This window comes from Parabacteroides faecis, assembly GCF_014647375.1.
Taxonomy (GTDB): domain Bacteria; phylum Bacteroidota; class Bacteroidia; order Bacteroidales; family Tannerellaceae; genus Parabacteroides; species Parabacteroides faecis.
Window position 1 is genome coordinate 151,559 of record NZ_BMPB01000001.1, and the last position, 24,807, is coordinate 176,365.

Consider the following 24,807-nt stretch of genomic DNA (forward strand, 5'->3'; position numbering starts at 1 on the left):
TGTTACGGATAACAAAGAGTGATTATACCTCGTTGTTTTTATGTACTTTTGCCATTCCATTGAATGAATAGAAAGAAAATGATCGTTATCAGAGATACGGATTTATTAAAAGGGAAAAGACTGGTCGCCACTATCGGCTTCTTCGATGGGGTCCATCTGGGACACCGGTTCCTGATCAATGAACTGAAAGGAATTGCAAAGGCTAAAAACCAGCCTTCGGCAGTCATAACCTTTCCGGAACATCCTCGTGCCGTATTACATTCGGACTATCAACCGAAATTACTGAATTCATTTGAAGAAAAACTGGAGCAACTGGCGACTACAGGCGTCGATTACTGTATCGTTCTCGATTTCACTATAGAGCTATCTCGCTTGACGGCACAGGAATTTATCACTTCCATACTGGCTGAGAAACTGCATACAGACGCATTGCTGATCGGTTACGATCATCGTTTCGGACGCGATCGCAAAGATGGTTTCGAGCAATATGTCGTTTACGGGGCTGCCTGTGGGATGGAAGTAATAAAAGCCTCTCCTTATGACGAAGGCCGTACAGCAGTCAGTTCGTCGGAGATCAGAAAGTTGCTGACCGACTGTCATGTGGAAGAAGCTGCCCGGCTACTGACTTATCCCTACCAACTGCGGGGAACAATCGTTAATGGGTATAAGGTCGGGCGTAAACTCGGATTTCCGACAGCCAATATACAGGTGGATGAACCTTTTAAAATCGTTCCGGGAATCGGGGTATATGCTGTCTGGGTATACCTGAAAGGTAAAAGATACAAAGGTATGCTTTATATCGGCGATCGTCCTACGCTCGATAACGGCGATAATATCACACTGGAAGTAAACATCCTGGACTTCTCGGGAGATATCTATAATAATGAAATAACTGTTGCGTTTATATATTATGTACGGGGAGATGTCAAATTCAATTCGCTGGACGAACTGATAGAGCAACTCGGACGCGACAGGGATACGGTGGACAAGATATTAATTAGTTAACAGTTGACAAGTGACAGTTGACAGTTACGAGCAAGCATCAGATGCTGCAGGTAGCTTCAACTGTCATTTGTCAACCGTCAACTGTCAACTATAAAAAATGTACTACGAAGCAATAGATACTTTAAAAGGGATGATCAGTCGTCCTTCTTTCAGCCGGGATGAAACGGCTGTAGCCGATTTCCTGCAACAAACCTGGCAGGCCGCCGGACATTCGGTTCATCGTAAAGGGAATAATCTATGGATCGTTTCTCCGGGATTCGACCTGAAGAAACCGACCTTATTACTGAACTCACATATCGATACCGTAAAACCGGCTTCCGGCTGGACAAAAGATCCTTTCAATCCGGAAGAGAGCGAGGATGAAAAACTTTACGGTCTCGGAAGTAATGATGCCGGAGCTAGTGTGGTATCTTTGTATACAGCTTTTACCGTGTTAGCCGGCAAGGAGCAAATGTATAACCTGATATTCCTGGCTTCCTGCGAAGAAGAAGTTTCCGGTAAAAACGGTCTGGAAAGCGTTCTGCCCGAATTGCCTCCGGTCTCCTTTGCCATTGTCGGCGAACCAACCGGAATGCAACCGGCTGTAGCCGAAAAAGGATTGATGGTTCTCGACTGCGTTTCGACCGGCAAGGCAGGACATGCCGCCCGGAATGAAGGTATCAATGCAATCACGCTGGCGATTAAGGACATCGAATGGTTCAACAACTATCAGTTTCCGCAAAAAAGCGATTTCCTCGGACCGGTAAAGATGAGCGTTACGATCATTCATGCAGGTACACAGCATAATGTCGTACCCGATCGCTGTGAATTTACAGTCGATATACGCACCAATGAATTTTACCCTAACGAGAAGCTGTTTGAATTGATCAAAGAGCAAGTAGGTTGCGAAATAAAAGCACGCAGTTTCCGCCTGAACTCAACACGGACAGAGCTGAATCACCCATTTGTACAGCGGGCAGTCCTGATGGGTAAAGAGCCATTCGGTTCACCTACACTCAGTGACCAGGCACTTATGCCATTCCCATCCGTCAAGATAGGTCCGGGCAATTCCGCCCGTTCGCATGCGGCAGACGAATACATCGGGTTGATGGAAATAAGGGAGGCTATCGATACCTATGTGCGGTTACTGGACGGACTAATTACCGTATAATAAATTATGATAGACAGGATACGAATAACCTTGGATAAATTACAGCAGTCAAACATTACCAGACATGTTGTAACCTTAGGATTAGGCTCATTCGTTTCACAACTAATACCGATTGCAGCCTCTCTAATACTGTCCCGCATATATTCCCCTAAAGCATATGGTGACTGGGGAATATTCGTTAGTTACACAGGTATATTGATAGTTTTAGTATCTGGAAAATATGAGTTGGCAATTCTCCGCCCTTCCAGAAAAGTCGGTGCATTAAACTTGGTGGTTTTATCCACTTTGCTGGCTTTTACCGGAAGCTTCTGTTTTTTTCTTCTTCTGTATTTACTCTGTTTTTTAATGCCTGAGATTATTATTCCAGGTTTGAATTATTTACCTCTTTATGTATTTATGACCTGTCTTATCCAAATATATAATGGATATGCCAACAGGACTGAGCAATATGATGCTATAGCGCGCTCATCTATATCGCGTAGTCTTTCACAGGCCGGAAGCAGGATAATACTGGGAGGACTCCGTTATGAAAGTGGCCTGATCATAGGTGCTTTACTGGGAACCATAGCCGGAATATGGTCATTTGTGAAGAAAATACATATCATCCGGGATATACGACGAAGTTTCTCTTTCCGATACATGTGCAAATTAGCCCATGTATACAGATATTTTCCTTTTTTTCAAATGCCGAGCGCTTTGTTGAATTCACTGTCGACAAATTTACCATTGATTCTCATGGCATTCTATTTCAATAAGGATCAGATAGGCTGTTTCTCCATGGCTATCACTTTATTATATCTACCGGTCACTCTGATCAGTAATTCTTTAGGACAAATATTCTATAAGAAAGCATCTGATTGGCCACCGGAAGACACTGCAAAACTGGCACACAAGTTTTTAAAACTAACATTTCCTATCGGACTAGCAATGTCTCTGTTCCTTATCTGGGGAGGAGAACATCTGCTGGGATTCCTTTTAGGCAATCTGTGGAGTACCACCGGTTTATATGCAGCTTACCTATCTCCATGGATCTGGTTAATCCTTTGTTTTTCTCCTCTAGGAATGATTTTTGACGCATTAGATAAACAAAAAACAGAGATGATACTAAATATCTGTTTATTTGTTTCCAGAATCGTGGTAATCATTGCAGGCGGAAGTTTGCTGGCTGCGCATCAGACCATTCTCTTATATGGTGTGGTCGGAACTATATTATGGAGCCTTGAAGGATACATTATTTACCGATTGATCGGTATCCGGATTACCACCAGAGAAAAGAGATTCGCTTTCATATTTATCAGTATTGTCTTATTGAGCTGGAGTATAAAAATATGGTACACATTCTAATTGAAAATAATCGGATCCATTCCTGGAGTACACACTCTCAGGAAAAAATGATAGGGTATGTAAAAGGGTATGCTTTCTATCAGAAAGAACTACTGCAAGGGGAGCTATTGTTTCAAACAGTACAGAAAGCCTGGAATGAAATGTATCTGGAGCAACTATTATTCGATCTGAACGGACAATTCTGTATTATTCTTCAACAAGAGAAACAGACCATTCTCATTACAGACAAGATACGCAGCTATCCTTTGTTCTATCTGGTAACAGGAGATGATTATATCGTAACCGATACGGGGGATACAGCCTATACATCCTTATCCGACCGTGAATGGGATAAGACTGCTGTTTTAAGTTATCTTTCAGCAGGATACATGAATGCTGGCTCTACCCTTTTCAGCAACTGCAAAATAACACCGGCATCCACTTATATCGTTATCGATAAAGAAATAGCCATTAAATACTACTATACTCCCATATCATTAAAACAGTTAACACAACCGGATATTATATTCAAACGAAGTAAACAAGCATTAGAATCGGCTTTCTGCCGAATGCTGGAGAGTATCGGAAATGCAACAATCATCCTCCCTCTTAGCGGTGGCTACGACTCCCGGTTGCTTGCATGTCTATGTAGGCAATTTAATGTACCAAACGTAATATGCTATACCTATGGAATCAAAGGAAGTCCTGAAATCAACGTCTCCCAAATGGTAGCCCAACAACTGGAATACCCCTGGTATTATGTTGAATATACAAAAGAGAAATGGGAACGGCTATTAAAATCAAATACCATCGAAGAATATATGCGTTATGCCGGAAATCTAAATACGATCCCTCACTTACAGGATTTTCTTGCCATTCAAGAACTCAAGGAAAAACAAATCATTCCGGAAAAAGCAGTTGTCATTCCCGGACATTCAGGAGATCTAATCGGAGGAAGCCATTTGCCACAGCATATCCAAAGGAAAAATCTCGCATCTAGTTTATACGATAAATACTTCACTCTTAATATTTTAAAGCCCAGAGAAAAAAAAGATCTGATCAACAATTTGCAACTCTATATAGAAAAGACATATCCGACAGGTAGCGAACAGGATTATTATCAAGCCTTCCATCTTTGGGGGATACAATTCAGGCAAATAAATTTTATAATTAATTCCGTACGTCTGTATGAATTTCAGGGATTAGACTGGAGAGTTCCCTTATGGGATGATGCTTTCGAGCAAGTGTGGGATGCCATTCCTTACAAACTACGTGTAGGTTCAACTCTTTACAATAAATTCCTTTTTGATACATACTTTATGCCCTTTGGTGTAAGTTTCCATAAAAAGAAAGAGAACAATATTCCCTCCCCTTTCATTCAATTCATTCGAAATATAATCTCTAATGAAGATCGTTATTATATCAAACGACTTTTAAGCCAAGTGCACTTATATTCTTTTCCCAAAGATATAAATGCACTGGATATTGTAGGTGAACTCTTAATGAAAGAGAAAAATCTGCAGAAGCTACCATGTATCCGGACAACAAAGCCCAACAGTATGTGTATGAAAGCACTATACTATTTGTCACTTTATCCCGAAAGTTTCCCCCAATAAAAATGTCGACTTTTTCTCAATAACGGAAACTTCCGCCTCCCAGGAACTCACGCAAAAGTGAAGTTCCGGGCAGGCCGACATCCGGAATATAATTGAAGTAACGCAGGAAGCGCAACAAACGATAAGCTTCCGCATTCTCTTCGTCGTCTTCACGTACTTCTGCTAAAATCGGCTCGGCAAACTTACGCAAAGCAGCCAGCTCATAAAGCATAGCACTGTTGAACATCGCATCCGCATTTTCCTGGTAAGGGAAAATCCATTTATCTTCTCCCCGACGCACACTCGGCCAGCGGGCAATCGTATCCTTCGCTGAATAACCACGGAAACGGTAATCGCGGATAATACGCCGTAACAAACGATTATCGGTCGTCGGTATCCAGTTATGATTGTCCAGAGAAATAGAAGTCAGCACAGAGACGTACACCCGATACTTATATTTATCGTCTATCATGGAAGTAAGTTCCGGATTCAATGCATGAATACCCTCTATCACCAACACGGAATTCTCACGCATTTTCAGTTTCTTACCTTTATAGACCCGCATACCTGTTTCAAAATTGAAGCTAGGCACTTCAATCTCTTCTCCCGACAACAGTTTTTTCATTTCACTGTTGAAATAAGGTAGATCAAGTGCATAAAGCGATTCAAAATCATAATCGCCGGTCTCATCCTTCGGCGTATCTTCCCGATTCAGGAAATAGTCGTCGAGCGAGATACTGACAGGGTGGATCAGATTTGTTATCAACTGTACTTCCAGACGTTTACAGAAAGTCGTTTTTCCGGAAGAAGACGGTCCCGATATCAACACGATACGAACCCCGTCCTGATATCGGCCGGCAATCTCTTCTGCTATTTTAGCGACCTGTTTCTCCTGCATCGCTTCGGATACCATGATCACTTCAGACGTATGTCCGTTTTCGAGAGCACGGTTCAGATCACCCACATTATTCAGATCCAGTGTCCGCTGTAAAGTCAGATGCTGCTTGTAAGCCTCGAACATCTTATCCTGTTTGATCGCCGGTTCCAGTTCCAGCGGATTGCTTCTTTTCGGTATCTGGAGCAACACCCCGTCAAAATAAGGAACGATATCGAACAACTGGATATAACCTGTAGAAGGAGTCAGGCAACCATAAAAGAAATTGATATAGCCATCCAACTCGTAGTAAGAAGTATACGGCATACCGGCAGTTTCAATCAGGCGTGCCTTATCATTCATCCCGCGTTCACGAAAAAGGACGGTAGCATCCACTGTCCGTACCGTTTTATGCAGGAAAGGCAGATCGGCATCGATAATTTCACGCATACGCTTCTTTATCTTGTCGATCGTTTCTATATCGATCTTCTTTCCGTTATGGATCACGCAGTAGTAACCCTTCGAGATCGGATGTTCCAAATTTAATGTAGCGGAAGGCAACACGTCATTCACCGCTTTCGAAAAAATATGACACAACGAACGGACATACGTACGAAGCCCGGAAAGTTGTGTATAGTCCACGAACTCAACATCTTTCGGATGCCAGCAGCGAAAATTCAAGCTTTCCACTTTATTGTTCACTTTTGCATTCATCGGACGGAAACGCAAGGGCGCACCGATCATCGTATAAATATCTAATAAAGAAGAACCAATAGGGACCTCTTTATAGGTATTGTTATTTTTGCAATAAATTGTGATTGTTTCAGACATATTATATCAGTTATTATTTGTAGTTTTGCTGCCTAAAGTTAGGAATATTAATCGGATATACTTCCAGGTATAACTATTTTTTGATGGATAATACAATTTTTACCGTACTGAAACTGCTTGGTTCACTTGCCCTGTTAATGTACGGAATGAAAGTGATGAGCGAAGGTCTTCAGAAGCTTACAGGGGACCGACTACGTAATATCCTAGGCGCCATGACTACGAATCGGTTCACCGGGTTGCTCACAGGAGCATTCGTTACAGCCGCCGTACAGTCATCCACCGCTACCACTGTTATGACCGTAAGTTTTGTCAATGCCGGTCTTCTGACTTTAACACAGGCCATCTCCGTTATCATGGGAGCCAATATAGGAACGACTATCACCGCCTGGATTATGTCGATCTTTGGTTTCCAGTTCAATATGACCAATGTCATCTATCCTCTGTTTGCATTATCCCTCCCTTTAATATTTTCTAAGAAAAGCGGACGCAAATCATTCGGCGAATTCATTTTTGGATTTGCTTTTATGTTTTTGGGACTGACCACTTTAAGGGAAAATGCCATGCATATGGACCTGGAACATAATCAGGCAATCATTTCATTCATAACCACTTGCAAGGAATGGGGTATGTTTTCTGTTTTACTGTTCCTGCTGGTCGGAAGCATTATCACAATGGCAGTCCAGTCATCAGCGGCAGTCATGGCCATTACATTAATATTATGTTCGAGCGGAGTTCTCGACCTATATCTGGGTATCGCACTGGTGATGGGAGAAAATATCGGAACAACGGTAACCTCCAACATTGCGGCACTGACCGGTAACGCACAGGCACGCAGGGCTGCATTTGCCCACTTCATATTCAACTTCTTCGGAATCATCTGGGTACTCTGTATTTTCCATCCGTTCATCGATATGGTAAAAGATATTGTCAATTACATAGCTCCCAATACGCCGAAAGAAATAGCGATCACTTACACATTGTCCGCTTTCCATACCGCGTTTAACATATGCAATGTACTGATATTAATATGGTTTATAAAACCGATCGAGCGGTTGGTTTGTTTTGTCATCAAATCAAAACCGGAGGACGAAGAGTATCGCCTGCATTATATCACCGGAGGTTTGCTTTCAACAGCCGAATTGTCTATTCTGCAGGCGAATAAGGAGATATCTCTTTTTGCCGAACGGACAACACGCATGTTCAACATGGTAAAAGATGCGTTTTATGAAAAAGACGAAGAGGCCTTCATGAAAACGTATAACCGGATAGAGAAATACGAGAACATCAGCGACCATATGGAGATAGAGATAGCCAACTATCTCACGCTTGTTGCCGAAGGACGCCTTAGTTCGGAAAGTAAAGAAGAGATCCGTATCATGCTCCGTGCCGTATCGGAAATAGAAAGTATCGCCGACTCCTGTAACAACCTGGCGCGCACCATTAAACACCGGAACGAGGGAAAGTCTGTCTTTACCGACAAACAGAACCACAGTATCGACCGGATTTTCGAAATGGTGACAAAGGCATTGCAACAGATGAATTCCATATTGAAAAAGCCGGAATTGACACACGATGACATCAATCCGTCTTACAATATCGAGAACGAAATAAATAATTATCGCAACTTGCTGAAACAACATAATGTAGAAGATATCAATAATAAGGAATACCAGTATCAGGATGGTGTATATTATATGGATATCGTCAGTGAAGCTGAAAAGTTAGGGGATTATGTACTAAATGTTGTCCAGGCCGTTATAGAGAAAAAAATATAATTATGCATACATTCATTTTAATCGGATATTTATCCACTTAAATTTACATAAATGGACTATTCTTTTTTTGATTTTCTTACGCTTGTAGGAGCATTAGGTATGTTCCTATACGGAATGAAAGTGATGAGTGAAGGTTTACAGAAAGTCGCGGGAGACAAACTTCGAGGCATTCTCTCAGTAATGACGACAAACCGCTTCACCGGAGTATTAACCGGGATTCTGATAACTGCACTCATCCAATCTTCAAGTGCCACAACAGTGATGGTTGTCAGTTTCGTTAATGCAGGACTTCTGACACTTACCCAATCCATCAGCGTCATCATGGGAGCCAACGTCGGTACGACGGTCACAGCATGGATCATCTCCCTCTTCGGATTTAAAGTCGACATCAGTGTTTTCTCTCTGCCCATCATCGCTTTATGCATCCCGCTGATATTTTCCGGCAAAAGTAAACGAAAATCCTGGGGTGAGTTTTTAATGGGTTTTGCTTTCCTGTTCATGGGACTGTCTTATCTGAAATCTTCTGTCCCTGACCTGCAGAGTAATCCCCAAATCCTCTCTTTCCTTCAAGATTATACCTCATTGGGATATCCGTCCCTTCTCATATTCCTCCTTTTAGGAACTATTCTTACGGTTATTGTTCAATCATCCAGTGCGACTGTTGCCATCACATTGATCATGTGTACACAGGGATGGATTCCTTTCGAAATGGCTGCAGCCATGGTATTGGGAGAAAATATAGGAACGACCATTACGGCTAATATCGCTGCCATTTCGGCCAATGTATCCGCCCGCCGCGCAGCTATTGCACACCTGATGTTTAACGTATTCGGTGTATGCTGGGTTATGATATTGTTTTATCCATTCACTAGCATGATCTCATGGATCGTTACGAACTACGGCCCCGGCGACCCGAACGAAATGACTCAGTTCCTGAGTACCCTCGATCCGAAAACGATCTCCCTGATCACTTCCAGCGCGCAGATCACTGATCCGCATCTGTTGGCATTGCAGAAGCAATTAATGACATTACAGGTTTCCGTTTCATACGGTTTATCTTTGTTCCACACCGTATTTAATATAGCAAACGTATGCATCATGATCTGGTTCGTTAAATTCTACGTATACGTTTGTTCTGCCCTTATCAAGCCAAAGAATGTCAGCGACGAGGAAGAATTCCAGTTAAAATATATTCCGTCAGGAATGCTGTCGACTTCCGAGTTGTCATTGATGCAGGCTAAAAAAGAAATTGCCGTATTCGGCGAACGCACACAACGTATGTTCGGTATGGTCAAAGACTTGTTCTATGAAAAGAACGAGGATAACTTCCTGAAAATATTCAGCCGTATTGAAAAATACGAGAACATCAGCGACCGCATGGAAATCGAGATTGCCAATTACCTGACATTCGTTGCCGAAGGCCGCCTGAGTTCGGAAGGTAAAGAAGAGATCCGTATCATGCTTCGTACCGTTACGGAAATAGAAAGTATTGCCGACTCTTGTAACAATCTGGCACGCGGCATCAAGCGTCGCAACGAAGGCAAATCCGAATTTACCGACGAACAGAACCATAACATCGATCAGATGTTTGCCCTGCTGGAAAAGGCTCTGACACGGATGAATGAAATCCTTCACATGCCGGAAGTCGTACACGACGATATCAACCAATCTTACAACATTGAAAACGAGATCAACAATTATCGTAATCAGTTGAAGATCCATAACATGGAAGATGTCAACAACAAGAAATACCAGTATCAGGACGGTGTTTATTATATGGACCTTGTCGGTGAATCCGAAAAACTAGGCGATTATATATTAAATGTTGTGCAGGCTGTTATCGAAAAGAAAATATAAGTACATACAGACATTCCCAGAGAAGCCCTTTCCATATCCGGAAAGGGCTTTTTTATTCCGGAGAAACCTGGTGAAGCAATGGTAAAAGTATATAAGCCGGATTTTGTTTCATCCTAGTGAAACAGTTGTTTCTACATAATGGAACAAGTGTTTCACTAGGATGAAACAATCGTAAATAAGCAATAACTATCCACCAACAGTTGTAGTTTAATGATTTTAGTTGACTACTTTCTGTCCAATCTATAAAAAGGGTTGACTCGGTTTATAGTTAATAATAAAAAGGGTTGTCCCTTTTGCAATAACTATCAACCTAGCAGTTACACCAGATGAAAAAAGAAGATACGGGGAAAGCAGAAACATGGAGAGAAGGAAAGGTCTATAAACAATTAAAGCCTGTCTCCCGACAAGCCCTAACCAACTTTGTTAACCTTAAATCTAATACTATTATGAAAAAACCACAATGCAAAGATATACTCACAACAAGCATTTGTCAAGCCTTTTACAGACAATATATGTTAAGCCATCCAGACATTGTAGCTAAAAATTGTTTTCGAACACAAAACTTCATACAATACAGATAAAAACTGCTAATTTTAACAATTAAAAGAAGGATTTTATCCGATTTCATCATCGCATCTACAGCGTATCCACTATCCTGCGTTGCTCTTCGAAAAAGACGATGCGGTCTTTCTCGCCACTTCTTGAAATCAGAGTAGAAGTCCGGATCAGAGATTGCATCCATTTTTTCATTCGCTGGAAGATAGCTTCATCCGGTGATGTAGCGTCGTTCAAAGTAAAAGATTTGATCATTGTCAGGTGGCAGTGCTGTGTCTCCACATAACTGTAGCTGGTCTCAAAATTCACACTGCTGACAAAGAAATGGACATTCTTACCTTCTGTCCAGGAACCTTTGGCTGCAAGTGCCTCCATATCATCCAGAAACACCATCAGTTCCTTTTTCAGAGCCGCTATCTCTTCACGGGTTATCAGGTAAATGCTGGCAAAATATTTAATGTCATTCACCAGATAGAGAAAAGTCATACTATCCATGATATGATAAGCATTGGCGGCCTGGCGCGCCTCCATAATGATCTCGCTGTTGATCAACAACAACCGGTCGGGCAATACGATCTGGCTGAATTTAACAGGCATAACGCTGCCGCACTGGTACATCCATTTAAAAAGATAGAACTGATAAATATGCCTGTATCCCAATACCAGCGACTGGGGAAGAATATTCAAAGCTCCTCCTACTTCCGAATCGGGATCATCTCCGAGATATCTCAATTCATCGACAAAATGTTCAAGCATATCATAATCCTCTTCGCTCGGATTAAGGAAATTCACCATTTTCAACTGGAACGGCCTGCTTTTACCCGAGGCACAACCAATGATATGATCCAGCGAAATATCCAGCTTATCGGCAATAGTCGCTATTTCAAAAATAGTGAAAGGCACATCGCCCCGCAACCTGCGGTAGACGGCTTCCTTTTCCAACATCAAAAGATCGGCCAAGTGATTTGTCAGTTTTCCTCTTTCCGGGAACTTCTCTTTAATGGCCGCTACAAGATTTTTATACAATAGGTCATTCTTCATAACATAATCATTTTTTCAAATTTGGTCTTCAGTTCCCGGCGTTTACGCTAAAAAATACACTTCTGTTCTCTACAAATATATTAAAAAACTTTTGATTATGTTCCTGTTATACCAGCTTACGGCTATTATTTTTATTTACAAGGCAAAGTAAACCAGAACTTTGACCCTTTGCCAGGCGTTGAATCTACGCCGATCTCCCCACGCAGGGCCTTAACGATCGTTTTACAAATAGATAACCCGAGTCCCGTTCCCTGCCTGAAAGAGTTTATTTTGGTAAAGCGTTCGAAAATAGCTTCAACATGTGCCGGAGAAATACCGATGCCGGTATCACTTATCTCAAACAGCACATGATCTTCTCTCACACTGTATGAAAGGGTTATAAAACCTTGTTCAGTAAACTTGATCGCATTCGAAAGTAAATTGGATATTACCTGAGTTACACGCTTAGGATCCGTATAGAGTATTTTATCCGGCAACGCATCCAGGTCACAGACCATAGTAACACCTTCCTGGACTTTCAGGGAATGCACCTTATATTGCTCACTGCATATTTCCTTTATATTGACATCCGCCAGTGAATAGTCCATTACTCCGGACTCGATCTTTGAGAAATCCAGGATATCCGTTATCAGACGAAGGAGGAGATCGCAGTTTTTATTGATGATCTTCACATATTCCTCTTTCTCTTCCACATTGTCCATTTCAGCAATAATACCGGAAAAACCGACAATCGCATTCAGAGGTGTACGGATCTCATGGCTCATATTGGCCAGGAAAGTAGATTTCAACTTATCCGCTTCACGTGCTTTTTGCATTTCCAGTTCATTCCTGCGTGATTCGTCACGAGCTTGTTGCAACTTCTCCTCCAGTTGTTTCTCGCCCGTTATATCTGTTATATAACAAACAACTTTGCTGGGATGCCCATCCTTATTTATTTTATGTGCCTGTGCATTGATACGTATCCAGGTCGGCACTTCTTGAACGAACATTTTACAGACAAAACTACAGCTATCGATATCACCGCGAACGACCTGTAAAAGCGGCTCCATATTATTCGTCGGAATTTCACTGAACCGTCCCAGGTTCCACAACTCCTGAATAGACAGATAATTATGTGTTTTCAGGTAATTGAACAGATGATTCGGACTGGAATGATCGTTCAGCACAGGATCGATATATAATTCATCTTCTTCCACACTATACTCACCGACTATCGAACGTCCGGATAAAAGCACGGCCTTCAATATAGCCAGATTGTTTCTGGTTTGTTCCGCTTTGATCTGGACATCCGTATTATCAGAGATGATAAGCAGATATCCCACCCGTCCGAACTCCGGATCGTTCAGGCTGATCCCTTTCACCTGCAGATATTTGATCTGGTCGACAAAAGCCGACGGATAATAGCTACTGTTTTGTATGATACTGAAATCATAAACCAGAGGAAAACTGAAAGCCCGCCCGCTCCTGACATTCTTCAGGAGCTTTTTAGGAACAGCCGGATTCTCAAACAGATTAACACCCAGAAGATCTTTACGTGTAGAACCGAAGATACGAACATCGGCTTCGTTGATATCGATCAGATATCCTTCCGAGTCATACAATTCGACCCCGATAGGCAGATTGTTGAAGAACTGTTTGAATTTAGTACTGAGTTCCGCCAGATGTTTCCGGGATTCCTCCAGACTGGCTTGTGTCTCCTTGCGCTCTATTATAAGAGAAAAGATACTAGCTATAATATGCAGGTCTTCCATTTCAGTACTCGTCCAGGAACGCTGCACACGCACCGAGTCAAAACCGATGAATCCCTGTATTCTATTATGAAAAGAGAGCGGAATCATCAGCATGGATTTTAGTCCCTGAAATTCAAGTAACTTCTTATCCACTTCCGCTTCAGGAGGCAGATCGTCCATGCTGCACATGACAATATCACGACCACTCTTCACGGTCTTCATGATCCAGGGGATCGTTTCGTCCGTCAGTTCCGAATGATTCTCTTTGGGAACCTCCACCCATCTACTCATTACCTCGCAGGGAAAATAGGCTGTCCGCCCGTCTTTTTCAAAGATGGCTACATATCCCCAGTCTGCATCGAAAAAGTTCATCAGCAAACTCATGGCTTTCTCTATCGGCTGTTGTTCCTCATTAAACAGCAATACAAGTACTTCGGAAATAATACGTTTGATATTTGAAGCTTCTGTAAATGAATTTCCGGCATTCGCTTTCTCTCTATTGTCTTGTGCTTCCAATAATTGTATTAGTTCTTCTTTGGACAATTGGTTATATTTGTTTTTTGTTAGCGTCGACATCATACGGTGATACTTTATAAACGCAAAAATATTGAATAGTTTTGATTTTTAAGGCATTTCAAGAGACTAATTCATCATTTGACATGTTAAAAGTCACACAGAATCGTCCGGCAAACGGATTCTTTAGAACAATTATGCTTTTAATCATAAGAGGGTTCACCGTAAAAAGTTATATTTGCATGTTCTAATGTAGACGATTTTAAATATGTTGAAGCAACAGTTACAACAAAAGTTACAGCAAAAGCTCTCTCCACAGCAGATCCAGCTAATCCGGCTTCTGGAACTTCCCGCTATCGAGCTGGAAGAACGTATCAAGCACGAATTAGAAGATAACCCTGCACTGGAGGAGGGGAAAGATATTGCAGACGACTTTGAACGAACTGACGACGAGGGAGTTGACGATATATCTACAAACGAAACAGAGGCAGACCTCTCGCTCGGAGATTATATGAGCGAAGACGATATACCGGACTACAAGCTCCGGGAGATAAGTGAGAAAACCGAACGCAAAGAAGACATTCCCTTCTCTGTAAGCCAATCGCTGAACGAATATCTACTCCAGCAACTCGGTTTGCGCGACCTACCGGAAAAAGAAGTAAAAATAGCCGAATACATTATCGGCAACATAGACGATGACGGTTATCTGCGCCGCGAACTCTCCGCCATTGCCGACGACCTGGTCTTCCAAGCAGGGCAAGACGTGAATGAGAAAGAGATAGAAGAAGTCCTCGCGATCATACAAGATTTCGACCCAGCCGGGGTCGGTGCCCGTAACCTGCAGGAATGTTTATTGCTGCAACTCGACCGGAAAGAACCGACGCCGGGAACAGATATGGCGATCCGTATCCTCACCGAATATTTTGAAGAGTTCACCCGCAAGCATTACGACAAGATCATGCGTGGTCTCAACATCAGCGAGGCAATCCTTAAAAAGGCTATTCACGAAATAATTGCTCTCGATCCTAAACCTTGCAGCAGCTGGGGTGGTTCTATGGAAGTAGCCATGAGCCAGGTCATTCCGGATTTCCTGGTCGAAGCTATAAACGGCGAGCTGATCCTGAGCATGAACAACCGGGACATTCCCGATCTGCGGATCAGCCGTGAATATGCGGAAATGTTTCAGGACTATGCAGGCAATAAAGCCAACCAGACGTCCAAGATGCGTGAAGCCGTACAGTTTGTAAAACAGAAACTAGACTCCGCCCAATGGTTTATCGATGCCATCCGGCAGCGTCAGGAGACATTACAACGCACTATGGAAGCGATCATCCTCCTGCAACGGGACTTTTTCCTGACAGGTGACGATGCTACGCTGCGCCCGATGATACTGAAAGATGTGGCCGAACGTGCAGGATACGATATATCGACCATTTCAAGGGTTAGCAACAGCAAGTATGTTCAAACCAATTTCGGCATCTACCCTCTGAAATTCTTCTTCTCCGAATCGATGCAGACCGACAGCGGCGAGGAAATATCCACCCGTGAGGTGAAGAAGATCATGAAAGAACATATAGACAGTGAGGATAAACGTAAACCGCTTACCGACGAGGAACTTACCACGATCCTGAAAGAGAAAGGTTACGTAATCGCCCGCCGAACAGTGGCCAAATACAGGGAACAACTCGATATTCCTGTTGCAAGGCTTAGAAAAGAAATCTAAATTTGAAGCATTATGAGATTATTTTCAAACATAATATCCGGAATGTTCCACCCGTTACTGATGGTAACGTATGGAGTCATACTGGCATTGTCATTCACATACCTGGCGATCTACCCGCCCACCATGAAAATGTTCCTGGTTGGCGGAGCATTCCTCTCGACTGCTGTCGTACCGGGTCTTTTCATCTTCCTGATGGTCCGCAACGGAGCCGCCGGCGACCTGGAACTGACGGACCGCAAAGAACGGGTCGTTCCTTACCTGATCATTATCACCTCCATAATGGTCTGTATCTTTTATATGTACAAAATGATGATCCCTTTCTGGTTCCTGTCGTTGCTGATGGGTGCCTGTGTCGCTTTGATCCTCTCGCTGTGCATTAACTTTTACTGGAAGATCAGTGCCCATACCCTGGGTATCGGAGGACTTTTAGGGGGTATCATGGGGGTTGCCCGCATCCACCTGATAAATCCTTACTGGGGATTCATCATCATACTCCTGGCAGCCGGGCTGGTCGGTACTTCGCGTATCTTTTTGAAAAGGCATACTCCTATGCAGGTATATGCCGGCTTTTGTCTCGGTTTTATATGTACCTTTGTAGCCTCATTATTGAGTTATATCTATTTATTCATCTAATAAAAACACTAAAGTTATGAACTTTCCTGCTGATTTAAAGTACACAAAAGATCACGAATGGATTCGTGTTGACGGCGCCGTTGCCTATGTTGGTATCACTGACTACGCTCAGAGCGAATTGGGCGAAATCGTTTATGTAGACATCACTACAGAAGGCGAAGTAGTTGCCAGAGAAGAAGTTTTCGGTACTATCGAAGCTGTAAAGACTGTTTCCGACCTGTTCATGCCGGTAAGCGGAGAAGTGATCCAGGGCAACTCTGAACTGGACGACAAACCCGAACTGGTGAACGAAGACGTTTACGGAAACGGCTGGTTGATCAAGATCTCCATCTCCGATCCTTCTGAACTGGACGACTTGTTGTCTGCTGCTGAATACGAACAATTGATCGCAAAATAAATGACACCTGTAGTAAGTATTATCATGGGCAGTACTTCCGACCTGCCCGTAATGGAAAAAGCGGCCAAATTGCTGGACGAGATGGAGATCCCGTTCGAAATCCATGCGTTGTCTGCACACCGTACCCCGGCAGAAGTAGAAGCTTTTGCCAAAGGAGCCAAAGACCGCGGTATCAAAGTTATTATTGCTGCGGCCGGTATGGCAGCGCATTTATGCGGAGTGATCGCTTCTATGACTACCCTTCCGGTAATCGGTGTTCCCATCAACTCTACACTCGACGGCATGGATGCCTTGTTGGCTATCGTACAGATGCCTCCGGGAATACCTGTTGCCACAGTCGGTATCAACGGAGCACTAAACGCCGGAATCCTGGCAGTTCAGATGCTTGCTGTTGGAGACGAACAACTTCAGGGTAAGCTGGCCGACTACAAGGAAAATCTGAAGAAAAAGATCGTAAAAGCAAACGAAGAGTTAGCAAAAGTATCTTTTAAATACAAAACGAATTAATTAGTCGACAGTTGACAAGTGACAGTTGACAGATTTCACGCTGCCGGAACTGTCAACTGTCAACTGTCACTTGCCAACTGGAAAAATGGAACATTTTTTTAATTACAGTCGCCGTAAATCATCTGTTGTCAATATAGGAAACACTCCGCTGGGAGGTGAGAACCCGATACGTATCCAATCTATGGCCAATGTATCCACCATGGATACCGAAGCATCCGTCCGCCAGGCCATCCGTATGATCGATGCCGGAGCCGAATATGTACGTTTCACCGCACAGGGTGAACGGGAAGCCCGTAATCTGGGCGAGATCCGGAAAGAGCTGAGAACGCAGGGATACACCACTCCTCTTGTTGCCGATATCCATTTCAACCCCAGGGCTGCCGACGCCGCAGCCGAAGAGGTGGAAAAAGTACGCATCAACCCCGGGAACTATGTTGATAAAGTAAAAACATTTGACCTTCTGGAATATACCGACGAAGAATATGCCGCCGAATTACAGAAGATACGCGACCGTTTTGTCCCTTTCCTGGAGATTTGTAAAAAACACGGAACCGCCATCCGCATTGGCGTAAATCATGGTTCACTATCCGACCGTATCATGAGCCGGTATGGTGATACCCCTGAAGGAATGGTAGCCTCCTGCATGGAATTCCTGCGTATCTGCCGGGATGAGAATTTCCCGGACGTGGTGATTTCCATCAAAGCCTCCAATACGGTAGTCATGGTACGTACCGTACGCCTGCTCGTCCGTACCATGGACGCAGAAAACATGCACTATCCGCTTCATCTGGGAGTGACCGAAGCCGGTGACGGCGAAGACGGCCGCATCAAAAGCGCTGTCGGCATCGGTACCCTGCTGACCGACGGAATAGGCGATACCATCCGCGTATCCCTCAGCGAAGATCCCGAGGCAGAAATACCTGTCGCCCGCAAACTGGTCGATTACATATTGGAACGTCGGGAGCACAGGCCGATCGCTGCCTCTCCCGCCCCCGGATACGACCCGGTAACAGCCACACGCCGAATCAGCCGCGTGACAGAAGCTATCGGAGGTAATTTTCCTCCTGTCGTTATCTCTGACCGAAGTAACGGCGATTTTGAATTTGACTACTCTTCCCTGCCCGACTATATTTACATCGGCAAGGAAGACCCGGACAATCTTCCGGACACATTCCGCCTGCTGGTAGATGCCCATTTCTGGAAAGAACGTCCCAACGCATACCCTTATTTCATCGCTTCCGAAATAGAAGAGATGAAAGAGTTCAACTCTCCGCTGAAATTCATCCGCCTGACCTACAATGACCTGACAGATCAGACACTGGAGATACTGAAACAAGATAAAACAGCCGTGGTAGTCCTGAGTACCCACCACCGGAACGGTGTCGGATCACAACGTGCCGCCATGCACAAACTGCTGGTTGCCGGTTGCGATATCCCTGTCGTCCTGCACCGCGACTATCACGAGACAGACAAGGAGACCTTACAGCTAAAAGCGGCTGCCGATTTCGGCACATTGCTGCTGGACGGTTTCGGCGACGGCATCATGATTCATAATCAGAGGATCGAAGCTTCATGCATCGACAGTTACATGTTCGGTATCCTGCAGGCAACCCGTTCACGCATCAGTAAAACAGAATATATCTCCTGCCCGAGTTGCGGACGTACACTCTACGACCTGCAAACGACCATTGCCCGCATCAAAGAAGCTACCTCACACCTGAAAGGGCTGAAGATCGGCATCATGGGTTGTATTGTAAACGGTCCCGGAGAAATGGCAGATGCCGATTACGGCTATGTCGGTGCCGGACGCGGACAGATCAGCCTGTACAAAGGTAAAGAATGCGTGTTGAAAAACATCCCCGAAGAAGATGCTGTAGAACGTTTAGTTCAGTTAATAAAAGAGAACGGAGACTGGCAGAACTGATATTTGTACTATCTTCGTCCCTCAAAATCAAGATATAATAATGGAAGTAAAGATAATTAATAAATCCCATCACCCACTCCCTGCCTATGCGACAGAATTGTCTGCAGGCATGGATATTCGTGCAAACCTGACAGAGCCTGTAGTGCTGAAACCATTGGAACGCAAATTGATCCCGACAGGATTATATATTGCTTTGCCGGAAGGATACGAAGCACAGATGCGCCCCCGCAGCGGCCTGGCCTTGAAACATGGTATCACTCTACTGAACACACCGGGAACGATTGATGCAGATTATCGCGGTGAGATCGGTATTATCCTGGTCAACCTTTCCTCCGAGCCTTTTACCGTAAATGACGGAGAACGTATCTGCCAGATGGTGATCGCTACTTTCAACCAGGTAAACTGGAAACCGGTGGAAGTGCTCGACGATACCGAACGCGGCGCCGGTGGCTTCGGACATACCGGGAAAGAATAAACGGACATCGTATGTGATACTACTATACGACTGTCGTATACTCCTTTATACGATGACCGTATATGATTATCGTATAAAATTAGATACGTGATAAAATATAGAAAACGAATATATGCTGAAACAAGTAATATACGGGATACTCTTTTCACTCTTCCTGCTTACCGGGATCAATTCGCTGCATGCAGAAGAGACCCGGAAAGAAACTCCCACTAAGGCTAAAGAATTAAATGATGCTGAACGGAGAAAATTCGACTATTTCTTCTTCGAAGGACTGAACCTGAAGACTGCCGGAAAATTCGATGCCGCTTTTGATGCATTCAACTACTGTCTCGCCATCGACTCTACGGCATCTCCTGTACTGTACGAACTTTCATCGTTCTACGTGCAGATGAACCGCCCGGAAAAGGCAGTCGATATGTTACAGCGTGCAGTGGATAACAGCACAGACAACTTCACTTACCGGATGGCTTTGGCTACAATCAGCCGCAACCTGGGTATGTACGGAGAAGCTGCTGCAGAATACGAGAAACTGGTGAAAGCCTTTCCCGGAAAGACCGAACTGAATTACTACCTGGCAGAAGCCCTGACCCAGGAAGGTGAGATCGGCAAAGCGATCGATGCTTATAATGCCCTCGAATCGTCCATCGGCATGAACGAAGCTCTTTCCATGCAGAAATATAAACTATACACCCAACTGGAGCAATCGGATGCCGCCTTCAAAGAAATAGAGAAACTGGCAGCCAAATATCCGATGGAGGCACGCTACCAGATCATCCTCGGAGACCTGCACCTGGAAAAGAACGACACGGTAAAAGCCCGTTCTTATTATGACAAAGCCCATGAGATCGATCCGGGTAACCCCTATTACATCGTATCCATGGCCAACTATTACGAAGCGACCGGCAATAAAGATGCTGCCGAAACTCAGATACGCAATGCCTTGATCAACGAGAAGCTGGATGTAGAGACCAAAGTCGCCATCCTCTCCCGTTATATCCTGAAACTGCAACAGACGCAGAAAGGGACGGATAGTGCCAATACCTTGTTCCAGACTTTGCTGGAGCAGCATCCCGAAGATACCGACCTGAAACAGATGTACGGCAGTCTTCTGATCGCGCAGGGTAAAACAGACGAAGCCCGTTTCCAGTTCCAACTCGTCACAGAGATGGAGCCAGAGAATGCAGCAGCCTGGCAGCAATTGCTGAACATGTCGCTGAAAGCCGAAGATATCCCTGAAGTAATCCGTATCTGTACCAAATGCCAGGAACTATTCCCGGATGCCCCCGAATATTATTTCTACCTGGGTATTGCCTATTATCAGCAGGAAAAATATCAGGAGGCTCTGAACACCTATTATGCAGGTATCAACATTATCCCGGCGGAGAATCCGCGGTTAAAGTCGGACTTCTACGGTCAGATCGGCGATATCTACTATCAGATGAAACAGATGGACCAGACATACAAAGCATACGACGAGGCTCTGAAATATAACGACAACAACATCGTTGTCCTCAACAACTATGCTTACTTCCTGTCCCTGGATAAAAAGGACCTGAAAAAGGCAGAACGTATGAGCGCACAATGTATCAAGCTCGAACCGGACAATGCAACTTACCTGGATACATACGCCTGGATTTTCTTCGTACAGGGTAACTATACCCTTGCCAAGATATACATCGAAAGCGCACTGGAAAAAGATACGACCAAAAGTGCGGAACTGGTAGACCATTACGGGGATATCCTGTTTATGACAGGAGATAAGGACGGTGCCATAGCTCAATGGAAGAAAGCCCGTGAAATGGGAAAAGAAAGCGAGACACTCGACCGTAAAATCATAGAAGGTAAATATATCGAAGAGGAGGAAGCCAAATGAGAACCCCGTTAATAAAGCGAGTACAACTGCCAGCTCTTGTGATCCTGTGTTTCTTGCTGATCCTGTCCGGCTGTAAATCATCCAAGAAAGTCGGAACAGTAGCCTCCGGAAGTACCAAAGCACACGACGAGTTCTTTGAAGCGATGGAAGAGCATTCTTTTCAGTTCAATACGATGACCGCCCGTCTGAATGCGGAACTGAAGGGCACTAAAAATAACATGAGTTCACGTGTGGACCTGAAGATGGTCAAAGACAGTGCATTTCAGTTATCAGTCCAACCGTTTCTGGGTATCGAGGTTTTCCGTGCCGAATTTACAGTCGACAGCATAAAAGTAGTAGACCGCATGAATAAACGATATGTAGCCGAACGCTACGCCGATCTGAAAGGACAGACCCCGATCGAGTTCAACTTCTATAACCTGCAGGCATTGTTCACCAATCATATCTTCCTGCCCGGAAAACAATATATCGAGCCGAAACAGTTCAAACGCTTCAAGCTGAACCAGGAAGGTTCGACCGCAGAGATCAAGATCAAGGATTCTATCGGATTGCTTTATACATTCTTTGCCGACGGTGAAGAGAAGTTACTTTCCACCTATATCACCGACCCGTCCGAACAATACGCTCTGCAATGGGATTATACAGATTTTCGCCTGACAGAAGGACAACCGTTCCCGATGCTGATGGACGTACAAGTCCTGGCAAACGGCTCCTCACAGGGAGGGATCGCTTTCCGCTTCTCCCGCATACAGACAAATATACCGGTAAACCTGGACTTTTCCATTCCGGCTAAATATAAACGTATTACCTTTGCACAGATCATAAAGTCAATCAGTAACAGTCAGAAATAGAGATGAAGTATATTTGGTTTGTCATATTCACGTTATCTGCCCTGACCGCCTTCGGCCAGAAGTCCGCCCGGGTGAGACAGCTTGAAGAACAGCGAAAAAAGGCGCTGGCCGAAATCGAGATGACAAACCAGCTATTGCAGGAAACGACCCAGACGGCGCAGAACTCTCTCAACCGTCTGAATCTTCTTTCACAGCAGATCCTCTCCCGAAAGAAAGTGATCAGCCTGCTTAACCAGGAGGTAAGCGAACTGGACAACCAGATCACCGCATCCCGCCGCGAAATCACAAAACTGGAAAAGGAACTGGACGGAAAACGGAATAACTACGGCAAGTCCGTGCAAAGCATGTATAAACGGCGTAGCTCGCAAGACAAGCTGCTCTTTATTCTCTCTGCCGATAATTTCGCCCAATCCATGCGCCGCATGCGTTATCTGCGCGAATATGCCGACTGGCAAAAGTTGCAGGCCACCGAGATCATCGACAAACAAACCGAGATAACCCTCAAACAGAAAGAACTGGAAAAAACACGTTCCGAAAAGAATGCACTGCTGGGCACCCGCGAACAGGAAAGCCAGAAACTGCAGACCGAGGAAACCAGCCAGAAAGCCGAAGTGCAGCAACTCAGCAAGAAACAAAAGGAACTGAAAGAGGAACTCCGTAAGAAACAACAACAAGCCAACGCGCTGAACCGTCAGATCGAAAAACAGATAGCCGAGGAAATAGCCCGTGCCGAAGCAGAAGCAAAGGCTGCCCGCGAACGTGAGCGCCGTGCCCGTGAAAAAGCGAAAGCGGAAGGCAAAGAGCCGGTCAAAGAGCCTGTACAGGAAGAACGTGTTGCCGAAACCAAAGGCGGCTATGCCATGACCAGGGCGGAGAAAAAACTTTCCGACGACTTTGCCGGTAACCGTGGCCGCCTGCCATTCCCTGTTGCAGGACGTTACACCATTGTCGGCACTTTCGGCGAACAGCAACATCAGGAATTAAAATATGTACGTACCAACAATAGCGGTATCGACATTCAGACTACTCCGGGAGCTGATGCCCGTACTGTATTCAATGGCGAAGTGACCCGCGTGTTCGTTGTTCCGGGCTACAACAACTCTGTCATCATACGTCACGGTAACTACCTGACCGTTTACAGTAATCTGAGCCAGGTATATGTAAAAGCCGGCGACAAGGTCAGCACCCGCCAGGCTATCGGCAAGATTTTTACCGATACGGAAAACGGCAATGCCACGATCCTGCATTTCCAGCTTTGGAAAGAGAAGACCAAACTCAATCCGTCTCCCTGGCTCGACTAAGCAGTTGACAATTGACAAGTGACAGTGGACAGTTAGGCTTCGCGATTATACATAGAAAGATTTGAGTCAATGTGGCAATATGTCCATGTGCCAATTTAGGAAGATATGAGCTATATATCCAGTTTGTATTAAGGAACGCAGATGACGCAGACGAGCGCAGATAAACGCAGATAATATATTTGTTTTAAAGAAAATAAAAAGTCTGCGAGCATCTGCGTATTCTGCGTCCCCTAATGCGATCTGAATAGACTCACATCTGATAATAACTGTCAACTGTCACTTGTCAACTGTCAACTAAAAAATATTCCCTATCTTTGTCACCGATTTTCAAAAAGAAAAATTATGTATTTGACGCTCTTTCTAACTTTCCTAAAAATAGGTGTGGGTACAATAGGCGGCGGATATGCCATGTTGCCGTTGATACAGCGGGAGGTAGTGGACCGCGGCTGGTTATCAAAAGAAGATTTCATAGATTTGTTCTCCGTCGCACAGTCATTACCGGGGATCTTCGCTGTAAATATCTCCATCTTCGTCGGCTATAAACTGAAGAAAAGTATGGGAAGCGTAGTCTGTGCCCTCGGTACGATCCTGCCGTCTTTCCTGATCATCCTGCTGATTGCCACGTTCTTTACCCAAGTTCAGGATAACGAATGGGTGGAGAAGATATTTAAAGGTTTACGCCCAGCCGTCGTGGCGTTGATCGCCGTACCGTGTATCACTACGGCACGTTCCATCAAATTGACTTATGTTTCGATGCTGATCCCTGTTGCTGCCGCGTTGCTTATCTGGATGGGAGGAGTTTCGCCGGTATGGATCATTCTGGTAGCTATTGCCGGAGGATTAGTGTATGGTTTAAAGATAAAGAAAAATTGAT

At 44.4% G+C, this 24,807-nt stretch carries 20 protein-coding genes; 17 read left to right on the top strand and 3 right to left on the bottom strand.

The genetic code is table 11. The features are described 5' to 3' along the window. The first annotated feature begins 78 nt into the window (after positions 1-78). The 4 genes from ribF (at position 79) to IEY67_RS00505 (ending at position 5,094) form a co-directional block, all read left to right on the top strand. The gene (ribF, locus tag IEY67_RS00490) at positions 79-1,005 is read left to right on the top strand and encodes a riboflavin biosynthesis protein RibF (protein ID WP_183670480.1); all 927 of its coding nucleotides are present in this window, start codon (positions 79-81) and stop codon (positions 1,003-1,005) included. Between the two features lie 97 nt (positions 1,006-1,102). Continuing rightward, positions 1,103-2,155, top strand: coding sequence for a M20 family metallo-hydrolase (locus tag IEY67_RS00495; RefSeq protein ID WP_183670478.1), 1,053 nt, complete (start codon positions 1,103-1,105; stop codon positions 2,153-2,155). A 6-nt stretch (positions 2,156-2,161) separates the two neighbouring features. Next, positions 2,162-3,499, top strand: a complete 1,338-nt coding sequence (locus tag IEY67_RS00500; protein ID WP_122353124.1) for a lipopolysaccharide biosynthesis protein — start codon at positions 2,162-2,164, stop codon at positions 3,497-3,499. Next, complete coding sequence (locus IEY67_RS00505) at positions 3,484-5,094, top strand: asparagine synthase C-terminal domain-containing protein (protein WP_183670476.1); 1,611 nt, start codon at positions 3,484-3,486, stop codon at positions 5,092-5,094. Before IEY67_RS00500 ends, IEY67_RS00505 begins: the two co-directional genes overlap by 16 nt. A 16-nt stretch (positions 5,095-5,110) precedes the next feature. Here the strand turns inward: IEY67_RS00505 and IEY67_RS00510 are convergent, their stop codons facing one another. Further along, complete coding sequence (locus tag IEY67_RS00510) at positions 5,111-6,778, bottom strand: nucleoside kinase (RefSeq protein ID WP_122375229.1); 1,668 nt, start codon at positions 6,776-6,778, stop codon at positions 5,111-5,113. 83 nt (positions 6,779-6,861) lie between these two features. Here IEY67_RS00510 and IEY67_RS00515 point away from each other — a divergent pair, with 83 nt between their 5' ends. The 3 genes from IEY67_RS00515 (at position 6,862) to IEY67_RS00525 (ending at position 10,991) form a co-directional block, all read left to right on the top strand. Next, on the top strand, positions 6,862-8,553 hold the full coding sequence (locus IEY67_RS00515; protein ID WP_122375230.1) for a Na/Pi cotransporter family protein: 1,692 nt from the start codon (positions 6,862-6,864) through the stop codon (positions 8,551-8,553). Between the two features lie 51 nt (positions 8,554-8,604). Then, positions 8,605-10,410 (top strand): Na/Pi cotransporter family protein, encoded by a 1,806-nt coding sequence (locus IEY67_RS00520; protein WP_122375231.1) that lies wholly within the window; start codon positions 8,605-8,607, stop codon positions 10,408-10,410. 326 nt (positions 10,411-10,736) lie between these two features. Next, positions 10,737-10,991 carry a hypothetical protein gene (locus IEY67_RS00525; protein ID WP_183670616.1) on the top strand — a complete coding sequence of 85 codons (255 nt, stop codon included), beginning with the start codon at positions 10,737-10,739 and terminating at the stop codon, positions 10,989-10,991. Positions 10,992-11,046: 55 nt separating this feature from the next. Here IEY67_RS00525 and IEY67_RS00530 read toward each other — a convergent pair whose 3' ends face one another. Beyond that, entirely contained in the window at positions 11,047-12,006 is a 960-nt protein-coding gene (locus tag IEY67_RS00530; protein WP_122353130.1) for a helix-turn-helix domain-containing protein, read from the bottom strand. 131 nt (positions 12,007-12,137) lie between these two features. Then, positions 12,138-14,315, bottom strand: a complete 2,178-nt coding sequence (locus IEY67_RS00535; RefSeq protein WP_183670474.1) for a sensor histidine kinase — start codon at positions 14,313-14,315, stop codon at positions 12,138-12,140. Between the two features lie 202 nt (positions 14,316-14,517). Between IEY67_RS00535 and rpoN the strand changes: the two genes are divergently transcribed. From rpoN to IEY67_RS00585, 10 genes are all read left to right on the top strand, one after another. Further along, positions 14,518-15,972 (top strand): RNA polymerase factor sigma-54, encoded by a 1,455-nt coding sequence (gene rpoN, locus IEY67_RS00540; RefSeq protein ID WP_122375680.1) that lies wholly within the window; start codon positions 14,518-14,520, stop codon positions 15,970-15,972. 12 nt (positions 15,973-15,984) lie between these two features. Then, on the top strand, positions 15,985-16,605 hold the full coding sequence (locus IEY67_RS00545; protein ID WP_122353133.1) for a phosphatase PAP2 family protein: 621 nt from the start codon (positions 15,985-15,987) through the stop codon (positions 16,603-16,605). 16 nt (positions 16,606-16,621) lie between these two features. Continuing rightward, positions 16,622-17,002, top strand: coding sequence for a glycine cleavage system protein GcvH (gene gcvH, locus IEY67_RS00550; RefSeq protein ID WP_122353134.1), 381 nt, complete (start codon positions 16,622-16,624; stop codon positions 17,000-17,002). Then, positions 17,003-17,509 (top strand): 5-(carboxyamino)imidazole ribonucleotide mutase, encoded by a 507-nt coding sequence (purE, locus tag IEY67_RS00555; RefSeq protein ID WP_122353135.1) that lies wholly within the window; start codon positions 17,003-17,005, stop codon positions 17,507-17,509. An 85-nt stretch (positions 17,510-17,594) separates the two neighbouring features. Beyond that, positions 17,595-19,433 carry a 4-hydroxy-3-methylbut-2-en-1-yl diphosphate synthase gene (locus tag IEY67_RS00560; protein ID WP_183670472.1) on the top strand — a complete coding sequence of 613 codons (1,839 nt, stop codon included), beginning with the start codon at positions 17,595-17,597 and terminating at the stop codon, positions 19,431-19,433. A 40-nt stretch (positions 19,434-19,473) separates the two neighbouring features. Continuing rightward, complete coding sequence (dut, locus tag IEY67_RS00565; protein WP_183670470.1) at positions 19,474-19,908, top strand: dUTP diphosphatase; 435 nt, start codon at positions 19,474-19,476, stop codon at positions 19,906-19,908. A 112-nt stretch (positions 19,909-20,020) separates the two neighbouring features. Continuing rightward, on the top strand, positions 20,021-21,781 hold the full coding sequence (locus IEY67_RS00570) for a tetratricopeptide repeat protein (RefSeq protein ID WP_122353138.1): 1,761 nt from the start codon (positions 20,021-20,023) through the stop codon (positions 21,779-21,781). After that, positions 21,778-22,632: a lipoprotein insertase outer membrane protein LolB1 gene (gene lolB1 / locus IEY67_RS00575; RefSeq protein ID WP_183670468.1), complete on the top strand. Its 855-nt coding sequence runs from the start codon at positions 21,778-21,780 to the stop codon at positions 22,630-22,632. The genes IEY67_RS00570 and lolB1 overlap by 4 nt, the downstream gene beginning before the upstream one ends. A gap of 2 nt (positions 22,633-22,634) precedes the next feature. Continuing rightward, positions 22,635-23,933: a murein hydrolase activator EnvC family protein gene (locus IEY67_RS00580; RefSeq protein ID WP_122353139.1), complete on the top strand. Its 1,299-nt coding sequence runs from the start codon at positions 22,635-22,637 to the stop codon at positions 23,931-23,933. Positions 23,934-24,275: 342 nt separating this feature from the next. After that, entirely contained in the window at positions 24,276-24,806 is a 531-nt protein-coding gene (locus IEY67_RS00585) for a chromate transporter (protein ID WP_122353140.1), read from the top strand. Position 24,807: the final 1 nt, after the last annotated feature.